Raw genomic sequence first — 16,070 nt, forward strand, 5'->3', positions numbered from 1 at the left:
ATAATGAATCAAATTGCTCAGGAATGCAATAGACTTCTTGCATAACCCAAACTAAGTAGAAAAAAGGTATCATCTAAGTAGCTGACACTGGTTTCCATCCAAAAGGGCAGTGCCCCTATGATGTCATTCCAGTGCTTGACACTGGAATCCAGACTTTAATTGTTATACTTGTAAATAAGTCTGGTGAGAATAGACGTTCATCTCAAAATGCAGTATTTTTGTTGAAATAGCTCAACTGGATTCCAGCGTCACGCGCTGGAATGACACCTTTGTGTTTGCATAGCTGTACGAACATTGTGATTTGAGAGCAATCTCCACAAGGGAGGATGTCATTCCAGTGCCCAGACACTGGAATCCAGGAAAAAGAATGGTGTCATCCAAGTAGCTGACACTGGGATCCAGAAGACTTAATTTCAACCAAATAATAAAGGCTGGATCCCAGTGCTTGGCACTGGAATGACAGCAATCCTACGTCATACCGCAATTCATTCGCGGTATCTCGGCCGCTAACAAGTAGCGGGATGACGGTTATCGTTTAGCTACAAACATTAAGAAATTTACCAAACGAAAAAAAAGGCAAAAGAAGCCCCGTGGTTGGCTAATTACTTACATTATACTTTCAAGTATGGCGTTTTTTTATTCTAAACACTTAATAACCGCGATTCAGTTGCTTTTAAACCGCAACTAATCTAAATTATAAACGTTAAGAAATTTACTAAACAGAAAAAAAGGCAAAAGAAACCCTAGGGTAGCTAGTTATTCACTATCCATTTTTTAAGTTGGCGTTTTTTTATGTTTTAAACGCTTTATAAGCGCGTTTCAGCTTATGTAGGTAGAAGTTTGATAAAGACATAAGGTGCACATAGTGCAAAAAATTAAACATGAGACGCCAGATACGTGAGTTTTTTTGTCATTTAATCTGTACAGAGAAGATAAATAAATAGCTTCAATTTTATGATAAGAGGGCTGGCGAAGCTTGTCAAGTAATCTTTTGCATTTAACCCGTTTCTATGGGTAAAACAATCTGCATACCACTTAGCTAACATGAGTTTTGTTTTGACTTTTTGTGCTAATTTTGCAGAATATTAAGATTATCATTTAAATAAAATACATGACGAAAGAGGATTGGGAAGCGGTAATTGGGCTTGAGGTGCATGCTCAAGTTTCTTCTAATACGAAGCTATTTTCTAGCTCATCAACGGAATTTGGTGCTGAGCATAACACTCAAGTTTCTCTAGTTGATGCGGCAATGCCAGGTACGCTGCCAATACTAAATTATTACTGCATAGAGCAAGCAATACGCACTGGTCTTGCACTTTCTGCAGAAATTAATAAGTATTCTTACTTTGATCGGAAAAATTATTTTTATCCTGATTTACCGCAAGGTTACCAGATAACCCAGTTTTTTGAGCCAATAGTTAAAAATGGTAGAGTATTTATCAACGACAATGAAAAGGAAATAAGAATTGCGAGAATTCATTTAGAGCAAGATGCAGGAAAGAGCGTTCATGAGGAAAGCAAAACTTATGTAGATTTAAATCGTGCAGGGGTTGCTTTAATGGAAATTGTTTCAGAACCAGATCTCCGTTCATCTGCGGAAGCTGCAGAATGCATGAAAAAATTGAGGCAGATTTTGCGTTACATTGGTTCGTGTGATGGTGATATGGAAAAGGGATCACTTCGTTGTGATGCAAATGTTTCTGTCCGCCTAAAAGGCAGTAGTACATTTGGCACTCGTTGTGAAATAAAAAATCTGAACTCGATACGTTATATTGTGCAAGCTATAGACTATGAAATACAAAGACAAATTGAAATTTTAGAAAGTGGAGAAGAAATAAGTCAAGATACCTTATTGTTTGACGTTGCTTCGGGAAAAACAAAAGTGATGAGAAGCAAAGAGGATGCAAGCGATTATAGATACTTCCCTGAGCCTGATTTATTACCTGTTGAGGTAAGCCAGGATAAAATTGATTTAATTCAATCATCTTTGCCCGAGTTGCCAGATCAAAAAAAGCTGCGATACATTGAGGAATTGGGTATCAATGAATACGATGCAAACGTCATTACCTCCGATAAAGCAATTGCTGATTATTTTGAGGAATTGATAAAAAAACATGATTCAAAGCTCGCCGTTACCTGGTTAACCGTAGAGCTTTTTGGTCGTTTGAATAAAGCAGGTATTGATATTGTGAGCTCCCCAATCAAAGCAAATGCTTTGTCCGAACTCTTAGATTTTATCGTTGATGGAACAATCTCTGCTAAACTTGGCAAGCAGGTATTCGATAGTATGTTTGAAACTGGCAAACCTGCATCTTTAATTATAGAAGAGCAAGGCCTAAAACAAATAACCGATAGAGGTCAAATATCAGAAGTTATCGACAAAATCATCAATAACAACCAAGATAAAGTTCAAGAATACAAAAGCGGTAAAACAAAGTTATACGGATTCTTTGTCGGCGAAGTTATGAAACTTACCAAGGGAAAAGCCAGCCCTGATGTCGTGAATTCAATTTTGAGTGAAAGATTAAGTAATTAGTCACATTTTTTTATTTACATAACAGCACATCTCGTAGATATTCTCAGATTTACGCTACGATATCTGTATATCATGACATATAACTTTTTTACCATTTGTTGGTACTATTTTTAAAATTATGTGAGGTTGAGGATGCTTGAAGATCATCCTGTTTAGGGGGCAAAATGTTCTCGCCATGGTATTGACTATCAAGAGTTGTGGCTCATATTATTTCTCATGCGTGTGATGGATAAAAAATGTCCTTTCCGCTTAGCTACAGAATTGAAGTCAGCTGCAGGCTTTGATGATGTTGTTCTCCAATGTAAGCAAAATAAAACAACAATACATAGGTTTGTGCAAGTCAAACACAAACAAGATGGAACTGAAAAAATCAGTGTAGGTAGCTTATTAACAAAGAGTGGTGAGTTTAATTTGTTGAAATACTTTATTGCTTATTTAAAGATCAAAAGTAATGGAAAGTTTAAGGGTGAGATGAAGTATTTTGCTATTGTTACGAATATTGATTTTGATTTCACAGATTCAGCACAACATGAAGTGAGAAAGCTGAGAATGATGTCGAGTGGAAAGAATAAAGAAAAGGAAATTTCAGTTATAAGAATAGACACACAAGATGAGTTTCTGGATGTAGGTGATGGTGTAAGATATAAATTTGATAATAGTATTATCTCATACTTGCAGGAAAATAAGGATTTTATAAAGGGTAAGGTAGGTAGAGAAGTCAGTGATAAAGAAGTCGAAGACTTTTTAAATGAACTAGTGTTTGCGGTTAATTTGCCCAATGAAAGTCAGCTAAAAGAATTGTTTAAAGGTGAGATGAGTGGTAGATTGGCCAAAAAGTTTGGCTATGTTGGTGACAATGAAATCTTTTGCAATGACCTTCTGGAGAAAATATCAGACTGGGTGAAAGATATAAAAGGACGTTTTCTTTCGCCAGAAGAAGGAAAAGAATTTTTCCAAAAAGTGGAGCTATGGGCCAGCACTCTATGTGGGATAGAACGAGGGGTAAAGAAAGGGAATAAAGGAATTGATAAAATAGCAAAACAACAGCATAAGGATAGTAAAACACTGAATGAAATACATGCAGCTGTAACAGCGCAAAATAACAAGCAAAGACCCCATAAGAAACCTTATGGTCCTCGTGACAAAAAATCGAAAGCAAGAGAAGAAGGAGATATAGAAGAATCAGATGAATTTGATGAAATAGAAGCTTTAGAATTTGTTAAAAGGGCTTTGAATATAGAAAACAATTTACAGAATAAGGAAATAAAAAAGCTAGCACAGGAACTACAATATTCCCAATTGGCTTTAAAACTAGCGGTTACATATATTAGTGAAGAAAATATTGTATTTAGTCATAGGGGTAGAAAAAGGATTAGAGTTGGTGGCTATCTGAAAAAGTGTGAAAAGATAGCAGAGAAGCTACTTGACTTTAAGTCCGAATATAAAAGTGATCGTTATGCTAAGGCAACTTTCATAACTTGGAAAATTACAATTGATGCTATAGTGCAAAAAAAATTTGGGCCGGAAGCATTGAGCATTCTCGAGATAATGGCCTATTTTTCTCCTAATGAGATTTATATAGAAGAAATCTTTTCACAGCAAGTAGCTAATGATAAAGAAGCGTTGTGGAATGCTGTTGAGTTACTTAATCGATATTCAATGATTAAATTAAGGAAAGGAGTAGTAAATATTTACAGACTAGTGCAAAAGGTGACTAGATTAAAATTACAAGAGAAAGGCCGAGAAGAAGAGGTCTTAAGGAAAGCTCTAGAATTGATAAACAGTTATGATGTATTAATAGATAATTCTATTGTTGCATCTGTTTGGGGATATGTGAGTAAGTATGGTGAGTTAATTGACGAATTTTACTTTAATCCTATTTATGGTAAATGGAAATATACACCGTTGCATTCACTTGCCGAAAGTGGCAGTTATGAGGCAGTTAGGTGCGTATTAACACATATGGAAGAAAAACACCCAGATAAATTTAATTGTGTTGTTAATGCTAGGGATGGATCTGACAGCACTCCATTGTGTTCAGCTGTTGAGAGTGGAGGATTGGACATAGTGCAATATTTTATCAATAAGGGTGCAGATGTCAATGCTAAGAGCAGATATGGTATCACTCCGTTACATCAGGCTGTTTATGATGGAAGGGTTGATATAGTAGAATACCTTATAGGCAAAGGGGCGGACATTAACGCTAAAGATGAAAGTGGCTTCACCACTGCGTTACACTGGGCTACTATGATGTATAGGGTTGACGTGGCTAAGGTACTATTAAAACATAATGCAGATGTTAATGCTAAGGATAAAGATGGCGATACTTCGCTACATCTTGCTACTAAGATGGGTAGGGTTGCCGTAGCTAAGGTACTATTAGAACATAATGTAGATGTTAATGTTAAGAACGAACAAAATAGAATTTCGCTGCACTATGTTGCTAGAAGTGGAAGTATAGAAACGATAGAATGCCTCATTGAAAAAGGTGCCGATGTTAACGCTAAAGATGAAAATGGCAACACTCCGCTACACTTTGCTGCTATTATGGGAAATTTTGACACGGCTAGAGTGCTACTAAAACACAATGCAGATGTTGATACTAAGAATAATAGGGGAATGACAGCATTGCATTATGCCACTGATTTTGATCACCAAGAACTTGTGGAGTTACTTTCAGCTCGTGATACAAATTCTATTGACGATGGGATGTGTATGGTTGCTTTAGCTAAGACACTATTGAAACACACCACAAATGTTAGTGTTAAGAACGAATGCAATAAAACTCCACTGCACCATGCTGCTAAAATTGGAAGTGAAAAATTAACAAAATACTTCATTAAAGAAGGGGATGATGTTAACGCTAAAGATGAAAATGGCAACACTCCGCTACACTTTGCTGCTATTATGGGAAATTTTGACACGGCTAGAGTGCTACTAAAACGCAAAGCAGATGTTAATGCTAAGAATAATAGGGGAATGACAGCATTACATTATGCCACTGATTTTGATCATAGGGATCTTGTGGAATGGCTTTTAGCTCATGGTGCATCCATCCTGTGACTACTGAAATTTTGCATTTAATTTATAGCTCCGCTTCTATCAGGGCATAGGATGACAGAAGTGGGCTTTAATGGCTGTAGTACTATAGCTGTTATACTCCAAAAGTAAGTATTAGATATAACAAATAGAAGAAATTAGATAGAATGATTAAAGGGGCAAGGGTATAAAGGTTTAACTTAAAATAACCTGATAAAATTTGAATCACACTTCCAAGTGCTGGCACCCATGAAAGTAATGTAACTGCACAAATCAGTAGATTTTTTACGATTTTTGGTGTTTTATGCTCGTTCTCTAGTTTGCGGTATGATTTTCGTATAGAGATTGTTATTCTACCTAAATACCAGTTAACTATTCCACCAAGGCTTGATCCTAGTACTCCAAAAAATAACATCAGTAGTGGAGTGTGATACGACCTGAAATAAAGCATGGTATTGAACACAAAACCTTGATGTATGGGTAAGACTAATGATGATACTAGACTATCTGTGAATAACAGAAAGTAATTTTCCATATGAGTTTACCAGGTTGTTGTACCATCTTCATTGTCAGAAATTGTAATCCCCATTTGTTTCAACTGATCCCTTATTTTGTCTGCAGTATCGTAATTTTTATTTTTTTTTGCAATTTTTCTTAAGTCTATCAACCTTTCTATTTCTTGATGATTTACATCCACAGCAAACCACTTTTCATAACTTGACTCAAGAAGACCAATAAATCTGGCACTCTTAACAAAACTCTCAGTTAATTTTAGCTTTTCACTTTCATTACTCATTTTGTTAATTTTTGCAGCCATTTCATGTAATATAGCTAGAGCTTCAGGAATGTTTAAGTCGTTTTTTAAAGCGTCTATAAAATCTTTAGAAATCTCTGCGTTACTTTCATCAATATTTATTGTATCTAAACCACGTGATAGCCGATAAAATTTATTTAAGGTTTCCTGTGCGTCAGAAATAACGTTTTCTGTCCAATCAAGTGGTTTTCTGTAGTGAGTTTTGAGCAGTGCATAGCGTATTACTTCACCCTTTATTCCACTATCTAGCAAATCTCTTACTTTGACTATATTAAATAAGGACTTGCTCATTTTCTCTTCATTTACTGTAAGAAAACCGTTATGTATCCAGTATTTTGCAAACATTGATCCAGCAAATGCAGACTTACTCTGTGCAATTTCATTTTCATGGTGAGGAAATTGTAAATCTATGCCGCCACCATGAATATCAAAATCTTTGCCAAGGTAAGCATATGACATTGCTGAGCATTCTATATGCCATCCAGGTCTGCCCTCTCCCCATGGGCTATTCCAATAACTTGAAAGTTTGTAGTCAATATCATTTGCAGGCTTCCACAGCACAAAATCTCCCGGGTGCTTTTTATTTTCATTAACTTCAACTCTGCTACCTGGAACCAATTCATCAGTTTTTTTTCCTGATAAAGTACCATATTCATGGTAAGATTCTATATTAAAATACACATGTTTGTCAGATTCATAAGCGTGGCCTGATTGCAGCAAATGTTCAATTAATTTTATAATATAATCTACGTTTTTCGTTGCTTTTGGCTCGTGTGTTGGCTCTGCACAATTTATGCTTCTCATATCTTCATGAAAAGCCTTGGTGTAATATGTGCTGATACTTTCTATGTTGCTATTTTTTTCACTTGCTGCATTAATTATCTTATCATCAATGTCGGTTATGTTACGCACATAGGTAACTTTGCCATAACAAAACTTAAGTAGCTGAAATAACACATCATACACAACAACAGACCGTGCATTGCCTATATGTGCTGTGTCATATACTGTTGGTCCGCAAACATACATTTTCACATGATCTTTATCGATAGGTGTAAAAAGCTCCTTTTTTTTTGTTAAGGTGTTGTAAAGCCTAACCATATACGAAGCTTTTGAGAAAAGAAAATGCCCCAATGATAAGTTGTGGCCCTTTGACTACTACAACAAGAGTAAGCAATAGCCCACACAATGATATTAAAACTCCCAATATGGATAGAAACCCATCTTTACTCATAATGCCAAGCGAAATAAGAGTCGTACCAATTGCAGGAATGAAGTTAGTAAGAGGCAATGGAAGAGCTATCGATAATGCAGAAAGCAACATTACAAAAGCTAAAATCTTTTCACCGGGCCCATAGAAAATAAAAGACATTCTTGGTTTCATGAACTTTTCTATTTTTTTTAATGCTGGAGAAGTTTTCTCTACCACAAAAGCTAGTGTTGAACGCTGAAAAGACCTTCTTTCCAACCAATGCGGCATCCAAGGAGAATCAAATCCAAATAGAAGCTGCAGTGAGAATAAGATTAAAGGTATAGAAAGAATAGTTGTATAACCAGGTGGAACCGGTATAGGCACCGATAGCGGCAAGGAGAAGATGATTATTAAAATACCAAAACCACGCTCATGCAAAGCTGTTTTAATGTCAAACAAAGTTACTTTATCGCTATCATTGTTATTGGTATCTGCAACTTCTTTTAGAATATCAGAAGCTAATTTATCACTTTTAGTCAACTTATCATTTTTTGACACGAAAAACCTTTGATAAAAATAATTCTTAACACAATTATTGTTTTATTTCAATATGCATTATTCATTTTGCGCTAGTAATTCGTTCTTTTGTTAAAGTGTTGTAAAGCTTTTAAGAAGAGAAAGTGCTCCGGTTATAAGTTGTGGTCCTTTGACTATTACAACAAGAGTAAGCAACAACGCGCACAATGATACTAAAACTCCCAATATGGATAGAAACCCGTCTTTACTCATAATGCTAAGTGAAATAAGAGTTGTGCCAATTGCAGGAAGGAAGTGAGTAAAAGGTAATGGAAGAGCTATTATTATTGCACAAAGCAACATCATAAAAGCCAGAATCTTCTCACCAGGCCCATAGAAAATGAAAGACAGTCTTGGCTTCATGAATTTTTCTATTTTTTCTAATACAGGGGAAGTTTTCTCTACCACAAGAGCTAGTGTTGAACGCTGAAAAGATCTTCTTTCTAGCCAACTGGGCATCCAAGGAGAATCAAATCCAAATAGAAGCTGCAGTGAGAATAAGATTAAAGGTATAGAAAGAATAGTTGTATAACCAGGTGGAACCGGTATAGGCACCGATAGCGGCAAGGAGAAGATGATTATTAAAATACCAAAACCGCGCTCATGCAAAGCTGTTTTAATGTCAAACAAAGTTACTTTATTGCTATCATTGTTATTGGTATCTGCAACCTCTTTTAGAATATCAGAAGCTAGTTTTTTATCTTTAGTTAGTTTCTCACTTTTTTGCACAATTATCCTTTAATAAAATATTCCTCTTAAGCTAACATAGTTGTTGCTGTATTTCAATATTTGTTATTTATTTCATACCAACACTTCATCTCTTTCATTCTTTAACCTGACTAAGTTTTTAAACAGATGACATGCACTAAGGTGCATGTCACGAAGTATGAGGACGCTAACGATCTGGTTCATTAGACGATAATTTTTCTGAGTCCTTAAGCTCCTGTTTAAGGTTTTTGATGCCTTTTCCTAAATCACCCATAACTTGCGGTAATCTGCCTGCACCAAACAGAACTAAAATTATTATTAAGACTAGAAACAATTGCCATGGTCCTAAACTCATTTTCACCTCCATTTAAAATATTGACCTTTAAATATTAAAACTTGACTGAAGTCAAGTAACACATAGATTATATCACCTTTATTTAATTATAAATCAAGGTTTTTTAATTATTTTATAACAATCCCAAACTAGATTATTTTCTTGCAGCGAATAAGTGGAAACTTTTCGCTTAACTGTAGAGTAGAAGAGAGCTCACTAAAAAACTTTGCTAGCGTATCATCTTTAGGCTTATGGTATATATCGCTAGAAACTCCTGATTGAATAATTTTACCATTTTTCATTACGTAGATAAAATCTGCAACTTTCAATGCTTCTTGCGGGTCATGAGTTACCATTAGCACAGGGATATTTTTACTTCTAAAAAGGGACAATATATGTTGTCTTATTCGGCACTTGAGCAGTATATCTAAATTAGAAAATGGTTCATCTAACAACACAACATCAGGGTTTTGTGCCATCACTCTTGCTATTGCAACTAATTGTTGCTGTCCTCCAGATAAGGCGTTAGGGTACATATTTTCATATTTTTCTATATTGAGTAACTTCAAGATTTCCAATGCAATTAGGTGCTTTTCTCTCTTGGAAGAGCTGCGGATAGCAAAGGTTATATTTTCTACTACTGTTTTATGAGGAAATAATGCAGAATGCTGAAAAATCAATCCGATATTTCTATGCTCTATAGCGACTGATGCCTTATTACTTGCAACTAACCTATCATTTATAAAAATAGTTCCAGATTTTGGATTTTCTATCCCCGCAATTAATTTCAAAATTGTTGACTTGCCACAGCCAGAATGCCCCAATAAACATGCAACATTTCCTTTCTTTACTTTAATGTTTATATTGCTTAAAGCAAAGTCGTTTTGATTGTTATAGAAATAACCAATATTGTTAACTAGCATTAATCTTACTTAAACCATGTTATTAAATATAATAGCATTATACTCAAGAAGTACAGAAATGTTTTTTGTCGTCATAAATTGGTTATGCAAGAAATCTAGAAAAGAAAGGATTTTTTGCTATAACTTTACATGAATGGTAGGAAATACGGGACTATAGCTCAGCAGGATAGAGCGTTGGACTCCTAATCTGAAGGTCGTGCGTTCGAATCGCACTAGTCCCACCACATTGCTTCACAAATTTTATGGAGATTTTTTTTCACAAATACGCACACCTTTTTTTGCGGTTTTAAGATATAAATTCCCTAATAATAAAACGGGTTTTGTGTCATTCCAGTACTCCTCTCTTATAATTCACGTATTTAAGAATGACTTCTGCTAAACCTTTACTAATTCCAGGTACGTTTTGAATTTCAGCCAGAGAAGCTTTGCTTATATTTTTCACTGAACCAAAATAAGACATCAACGCTTTTTTTCTTTTGTTGCCAATGCCGGGTATTTTGCTTAATTGTGAAACTATAAACTGTTTATCGCGTTTTTTTCTATGTGAAGTTATCGCAAAACGGTGGGCTTCATTACGCAGCGATTGTAAGTAAAGCATGACTTTGCTGTCATTTGCCAGACTGAATTCTTCCCTGCCCAGCATATAAAATCTTTCATTTCCTGCGTTACGATCAGGACCTTTTGCCATACAAGCAAAAGGAACGTTTATATTCAATACTTCCAGTACATTCTGTACTATGGAAACATGTCCTGGTCCACCATCAATCAGTAAAAAATCAGGTATTATGCCTTTTATATTGCCGGAGAAACGTCTGGTTAGCACTTCCCTCATCATTTTATAGTCATCGCCTGAAAATTTTTCCTTTATAGTAAATTTTCTGTACTCACTCTTTAAAAAACCCTCCTGCCCTGCAACAATCATCACACCAATTTGCTGGCTTCCAGAAATATGGCTATTATCATAAACCTCGATACGCTTTGGAATGTTTGGTAACAAGAAGATTTTGCTAAGCTCCTCAAGCTTTTCTAGGTTATTTCTATAATCGATAAGCTTCTGCTCTAAGCTATGCTGAGAGTTATCATAAACAAATTTCAATAAATCACGCTCTTTTTTATTCTTTGCATGCAGAACTTTTACTGGCTTTTGAGCAACCTTATATAGTGCTTGTTCTATAATTTCCTTATCCACAATAGAATCTGGAACGTAAATTTGTATTGGAGGTATGTTAGCTGAATTATAAAAATTGACCAAAAAGGTGGATAAAATTTCATCATTTGAGTGATCACCACAGTTCTCGGCAAAGTAAGGAGTGCTGCCGTAGTTGTCTTTATTTCTAAACGATAACACACTAATACATGCTAGATCCTCTTCACGTACAATACTGAAGAAATCTGCATCTTTTTCAAAAGAAAAATCCGTGTGCTGTATTTGAATTTGCTCAAGAAACTTTACCCGATCTCTATATATAGCAGCAAGCTCATAGTTTTCTTCACTGCTGCACTTTCTCATTGTGAAAAGTAACTGTTCTTTCACTTCCTTATTTCTTCCAAGCAATGTATTTCGTGCCTGTTTTACTGATTGGCAGTAGTCGTCTTTTGTGATTTTGTTTATGCATGGTGCTGGGCAGCGCTTAATTTGATATTCAATACATGGTCTTTTTGTTGAGGAAAAGTATTGATCTGAACATACTCTTAGGAGAAAAGCTTTTTGCAATGACAATATAGTTTGCTTAACAGCAGCGGCAGATGTAAAGGGACCATAATAATGAAACTCATTTTTCTTAAATTTGCCTCTATATTTTGCTATTCTTGGATAATCGTGCTTGGAAATTGTTATATAAGGATAAAATTTTCCATCCTTGAGCACAATATTATAAAGTGGTTTCAATGATTTTATTAGCTGTGCTTCAAGAAGCAGTGCTTCGATTTCATTCTCAGTGATGAATATTTCAACCTTAATAACCTGTAAGAGCATAACTCTAATTCGTTCAGAAAGGTTTTCGAATTGAAGGTAGTCGGATAACCTTGACTTTAAGTTTTTTGCTTTTCCAACATATAAAACTTTATTCTTATCTCCAACCATCTTATACACGCCACAGGATTGTGGAGATGATTTGATTTGTTCTTTATATTGCCTGAGCATTTATCCATTGTTTAACCTGTATGAGGTTAAAATCTGCTACTAAATGAAAGATGGAAACTACATTTTCAAGCAAAGATAATCTGTTTCTTCTCAGCTTATCAGAATCACAGTTAATCTTTATACTGTCCATAAACTGATTGATAAACGGAGCAAAACCAGCAAGTTCATCAAGTGCTACATTAAAGTGGTTATTTTTTATCGCTTGTTTTATGTTTTTACAAGCAGTTATAGCACAATTTGATAGCGCAATTTCTTCACTTTCAATCAAAAACCTCTTACCGTAAGATGCACTATAAGTAGTGCCATCACTTTTCCTTGCTTTGCTCATCATGTTACTGACTCTTTTGTAAGTGCTTAGAATTTGTTCACCTTCTGGAGTACTAAGATAACGATCCAATATAACAGTTTGCTTTTCTGCTGTCAGCAGATCATTAATATCGATTTTATATAGTATTGAATCTACAACATCTTGCCTTATATCTCTATTTTTTAAAATAACCTTGAATCTTTCTAAGCAAAATCTAAATACTAGTTCTGAAATTTGTTTTCTATTCGGCTTATCAACTGACGCTGTATTTTTATTAAATAGAAGCCTTGAATATAAAGATACTGACTTGTCTATCATTAGCCTAATTGGAACATGCAAATTATTTTCAAGTATTGTCCTAATTATACCAATTGTCATTCTCCGCAAACCAAATTGATCATACGAACCAGAGATTTTCTCACCTGCTGCAATTAAACCAACTAAGCTATCCACTTTGTCTGCAATTGACACAGCAATTGCAGAAGGAGATTTAGGACACTCCTGCTCTGGCCCGATTGGCTTATAATGCTCAGTTATAGCTTCCACTACTTCTTTATCTTCTTGAAAATAAGAAGCATAATATCCACCCATTACTCCTTGTAATTCTGGAAACTCTCTGACTATCGATGTTGCCAAATCAGCTTTTGCCAAATATGCAGCACGTTCAACTTTTATCAGCGAAGCATGTGGAATAAATATAGCTATATACTTTGACAGAGCCGTAATACGCTTCACCTTTTCCCCCACGCTGCCAAGTGAAGCATGAAATAATATCGAACCTAATTTTTTGACATAATAATCTAGATTTTCCTTTTTATCTTGAGATATTAAAAATTGGGCATCAGCAAGACGTGCTTCTAATATTCTTTCGTGCCCTTTAACAACTTCACCATTGTTGACGTTGACAACAGTGACAAAGTGTGAAATTCTCTTTCCATTACTTAAAGCAAGGTATTTTTGTTGTGTATTAACTATACTAAGTATTACTTCCTTCGGTAATCCAAATGACTTTTCTTGATTCACTTCACCAAACAGTACGATTGGCCACTCTATAAGCCCTGTCAATTCATTTAGTAAATAATCATTTTTCTCAAGTTGTAAATTCTGCTCTTTTGTGAATTTATTAATCTGATCTAGTATAAATTGCTTTCTTTTGTCCATTTGGAGAATTACACTGTTTTTTTCTAGCAATTCAAAATAGTCTTTAGGTGCTTTAACAGTTAACGCTGTACCACTTGAGAGAAATCGATGGCCATATGTTGTGTTAGATGCTGTGATCCCTGCAAAAGACACAGGTATTATTTCGTCATTTAAAATGCATAAAATGTTTTTGATTGGCCTAACCCACCTTTCTTTTCCTTCGCCCCATCTCATGCTCTTCAACCAAGAAAAGTTTTTGAGCATTTCCTCCAGTTGATTTTTGAGGAATTCTCTGATGTTAAATGAGCAGCTTTCTCTTTTAATGAAGTAAAAATCCTCATTATTTACTTTTCGAACGAGCAAATCTTCTTCATTTTTCTGATATTTTCTTAAAAAACCTTCGATAGCACTTTTTGGTGCGTTAATGTTTGGTCCCTTAACTTCGTTATTGGAATCCTTTAGCTCCAAAGCATTTATGTTGTCGACAAATAGGGTAATGCGACGTGCCGTTATAAAAACCTCCATTGATGTAAATTTTACATTATTTTTGTTAAAAACATTGGCAATACAGCTTTTAACTTGAGTTGCAACTACATTCTGCATTCTCGGTGGTATTTCTTCTGAAAGGCACTCAAATAATAACTGCAACGACATACGCTATTTACTCATGTACAATTCACAACATTTTTTTGTTAGCTCTCTAACTTTACCAATATAAGCTGTACGTTCATTCACACCAAGCACACCTCTTGCATCAAGCAGATTAAGTAGGTGACTAGTTTTAATACATTGGTCATAGGCTGCCATTGGTAGCTCCTTTTCAATAAGGAACTTACACAATTTTTCCGTATCTTCGAATTGCTGCTGTACCACTTTAGTATCATAATAATCTAACGCTAGATAAGAAAATTCATATTCTCTTTGTTTAAAAATATCTCCGTAAGTTACACCGTTATCGTTCCAAATTATATCGTAAACATTATCTACACCTTGTATGCACATTGCTAAACGTTCCAACCCATATGCCACCTCACCAGGAATCATCTTGCAGTCAATCCCTCCAACTTGCTGTATATAAGTAAGCTGTGTTACTTCCATTCCATTGCATGTAACTTCCCATCCAAGTCCTGATGCACCAACGCTCGGATTTTCCCAATCATCTTCAACAAACTTAATATCATATTTTTCTGTAGATATGCCAAGAACTTTTAAGCTATCTAAATAGACGTCTTGTAAATTATTACCAGATGGCTTTATTATAACTTGATATTGGTGATGTTGATACAAACGATTAGGATTATCACTATAGCGTCCATCTGCTGGCCTAATTACTGGTTGTAGATATGCAATTTTTGCCGGTTTTGTATCAATTGCAGACATAATTGTTGCAGGATGTAATGTGCCAGCACCAACTTCAGATGTGTATGGGTGAAGTATAACACATCCTTCACTAGCCCAAAAATCTTGTAACTCTTTTATTATACTTTGTAAGTTCACACAAATTGTACACTTTTTATACTAAATATATAAATAAATAAGTACTATTCAATACCTATTTTTTTAACAGTATCATGTAAATAATCACCTAAAACTGCTGAACTTTCCCTCACATACTGAATTATGCTTTTATTTAGGACAATTGCATCATGCATAGTTAAATCGCAGAATATAAATGCTGTTAAATACAGTAAAATCACCGCATAAAATGTGTGAAAAATCCCCTCAAATGTAATTGACATTGCATTATTATAGCTGAGCTGTATTGAACTTATTGGCCATGGTTTTATCACTTCTACGACATTAAAAAATACGTAAGGTATCATAAGAAAAAAGAAAAAGTGCATAAAATCATTAAACCAAAATGGGCATTGAAACATCTGCTTACATATATTCCCATAGAGTTTACTTACAGCATAATAAATCGACATCATTGCCGGCATTGAAAGTGCTACAGTCAGTACTTGCCCTGACGCTATTTGTATTACTATTTCTTCACCACTGTTTGCTGAAGGGTCTTGAGCATGAAAAATAAATATTCCAATTAATTGCATTACTAACATAACTATTGCCAATTTTGTAAAAACAGCAGCTACAACTATTCCTGAGTCTGGCATTTTATATAGTAAGTATTCGCCTCCATATGTAAGAATTAATATAACATCGACAATAAATAATATTAAAAAAGAAGACCAATAGTTCTGCCAACTTGGTAAATATCCTATTCCTAAAAGAGAGCTTACTGTTTTAGCAGGAAAAACCTTGCCTAGCATCTTTCCCAAAAATTTAAAAAAAATCCCCATGTTCTAAGTAACACTTGGTTTATATTATTTATAATACTGTATTGTAACGGACTTATCA

Annotated in this window: 12 protein-coding genes and 1 tRNA gene; 3 read left to right on the plus strand and 10 right to left on the minus strand. The window is 34.9% G+C overall.

Annotated elements, in window-relative coordinates:
- Positions 1-1,111 precede the first annotated feature (1,111 nt).
- Positions 1,112-2,536 carry an Asp-tRNA(Asn)/Glu-tRNA(Gln) amidotransferase subunit GatB gene (gatB, locus tag ACQH2O_RS02375; protein ID WP_010962393.1) on the plus strand — a complete coding sequence of 475 codons (1,425 nt, stop codon included), beginning with the start codon at positions 1,112-1,114 and terminating at the stop codon, positions 2,534-2,536.
- Between the two features lie 225 nt (positions 2,537-2,761).
- Positions 2,762-5,599, plus strand: coding sequence for an ankyrin repeat domain-containing protein (locus ACQH2O_RS02380; protein WP_425385267.1), 2,838 nt, complete (start codon positions 2,762-2,764; stop codon positions 5,597-5,599).
- Between the two features lie 91 nt (positions 5,600-5,690).
- Here the strand turns inward: ACQH2O_RS02380 and ACQH2O_RS02385 are convergent, their stop codons facing one another.
- The 6 genes from ACQH2O_RS02385 to ACQH2O_RS02410 all read right to left on the minus strand — a co-directional run bounded on the left by ACQH2O_RS02385 (position 5,691) and on the right by ACQH2O_RS02410 (position 10,122).
- Positions 5,691-6,110 (minus strand): YqaA family protein, encoded by a 420-nt coding sequence (locus tag ACQH2O_RS02385; RefSeq protein WP_010962395.1) that lies wholly within the window; start codon positions 6,108-6,110, stop codon positions 5,691-5,693.
- 6 nt (positions 6,111-6,116) lie between these two features.
- Positions 6,117-7,490, minus strand: a complete 1,374-nt coding sequence (gene cysS / locus ACQH2O_RS02390) for a cysteine--tRNA ligase (protein WP_425385268.1) — start codon at positions 7,488-7,490, stop codon at positions 6,117-6,119.
- The gene (locus tag ACQH2O_RS02395) at positions 7,483-8,139 is read right to left on the minus strand and encodes an exopolysaccharide biosynthesis protein (RefSeq protein WP_010962396.1); all 657 of its coding nucleotides are present in this window, start codon (positions 8,137-8,139) and stop codon (positions 7,483-7,485) included. Before ACQH2O_RS02395 ends, cysS begins: the two co-directional genes overlap by 8 nt.
- A 90-nt stretch (positions 8,140-8,229) precedes the next feature.
- The gene (locus tag ACQH2O_RS02400; RefSeq protein WP_010962397.1) at positions 8,230-8,886 is read right to left on the minus strand and encodes an exopolysaccharide biosynthesis protein; all 657 of its coding nucleotides are present in this window, start codon (positions 8,884-8,886) and stop codon (positions 8,230-8,232) included.
- A 166-nt stretch (positions 8,887-9,052) separates the two neighbouring features.
- Positions 9,053-9,220: a twin-arginine translocase TatA gene (gene tatA, locus ACQH2O_RS02405; protein WP_006013840.1), complete on the minus strand. Its 168-nt coding sequence runs from the start codon at positions 9,218-9,220 to the stop codon at positions 9,053-9,055.
- Between the two features lie 128 nt (positions 9,221-9,348).
- On the minus strand, positions 9,349-10,122 hold the full coding sequence (locus tag ACQH2O_RS02410) for an ABC transporter ATP-binding protein (protein WP_006280146.1): 774 nt from the start codon (positions 10,120-10,122) through the stop codon (positions 9,349-9,351).
- A 147-nt stretch (positions 10,123-10,269) separates the two neighbouring features.
- Between ACQH2O_RS02410 and ACQH2O_RS02415 the strand changes: the two genes are divergently transcribed.
- A tRNA-Arg gene (locus ACQH2O_RS02415) sits at positions 10,270-10,346 on the plus strand.
- Between the two features lie 101 nt (positions 10,347-10,447).
- On the opposite strand, the gene uvrC is transcribed toward ACQH2O_RS02415, so the two are convergent.
- From uvrC to ACQH2O_RS02435, 4 genes are read right to left on the minus strand one after another with little or no spacing between them, the layout of a single operon-like run.
- The gene (gene uvrC, locus ACQH2O_RS02420) at positions 10,448-12,265 is read right to left on the minus strand and encodes an excinuclease ABC subunit UvrC (RefSeq protein WP_425385269.1); all 1,818 of its coding nucleotides are present in this window, start codon (positions 12,263-12,265) and stop codon (positions 10,448-10,450) included.
- On the minus strand, positions 12,249-14,366 hold the full coding sequence (glyS, locus tag ACQH2O_RS02425; protein WP_425385270.1) for a glycine--tRNA ligase subunit beta: 2,118 nt from the start codon (positions 14,364-14,366) through the stop codon (positions 12,249-12,251). The genes uvrC and glyS overlap by 17 nt, the downstream gene beginning before the upstream one ends.
- A gap of 3 nt (positions 14,367-14,369) precedes the next feature.
- Complete coding sequence (locus ACQH2O_RS02430; protein WP_010082308.1) at positions 14,370-15,209, minus strand: glycine--tRNA ligase subunit alpha; 840 nt, start codon at positions 15,207-15,209, stop codon at positions 14,370-14,372.
- Positions 15,210-15,253: 44 nt separating this feature from the next.
- Positions 15,254-16,012 carry a phosphatidylglycerophosphatase gene (locus tag ACQH2O_RS02435; RefSeq protein ID WP_138265045.1) on the minus strand — a complete coding sequence of 253 codons (759 nt, stop codon included), beginning with the start codon at positions 16,010-16,012 and terminating at the stop codon, positions 15,254-15,256.
- Positions 16,013-16,070: the final 58 nt, after the last annotated feature.

The sequence above is a fragment of the Wolbachia endosymbiont (group B) of Schoenobius gigantella genome (genome assembly GCF_964031005.1).
Taxonomy (GTDB): Bacteria; Pseudomonadota; Alphaproteobacteria; order Rickettsiales; family Anaplasmataceae; genus Wolbachia; species Wolbachia pipientis.

Coding starts and splice junctions, on each gene's coding strand:
- ACQH2O_RS02385 (WP_010962395.1), bottom strand. CDS start 6,110: ATGGAAAATTACTTTCTGTTATTCACAGATAGTCTAGTATCATCATTA.
- tatA (WP_006013840.1), bottom strand. CDS start 9,220: ATGAGTTTAGGACCATGGCAATTGTTTCTAGTCTTAATAATAATTTTA.
- gatB (WP_010962393.1), top strand. CDS start 1,112: ATGACGAAAGAGGATTGGGAAGCGGTAATTGGGCTTGAGGTGCATGCT.
- ACQH2O_RS02380 (WP_425385267.1), top strand. CDS start 2,762: ATGGATAAAAAATGTCCTTTCCGCTTAGCTACAGAATTGAAGTCAGCT.
- ACQH2O_RS02410 (WP_006280146.1), bottom strand. CDS start 10,122: ATGCTAGTTAACAATATTGGTTATTTCTATAACAATCAAAACGACTTT.
- glyS (WP_425385270.1), bottom strand. CDS start 14,366: ATGTCGTTGCAGTTATTATTTGAGTGCCTTTCAGAAGAAATACCACCG.
- uvrC (WP_425385269.1), bottom strand. CDS start 12,265: ATGCTCAGGCAATATAAAGAACAAATCAAATCATCTCCACAATCCTGT.
- cysS (WP_425385268.1), bottom strand. CDS start 7,490: ATGGTTAGGCTTTACAACACCTTAACAAAAAAAAAGGAGCTTTTTACA.
- ACQH2O_RS02435 (WP_138265045.1), bottom strand. CDS start 16,012: ATGGGGATTTTTTTTAAATTTTTGGGAAAGATGCTAGGCAAGGTTTTT.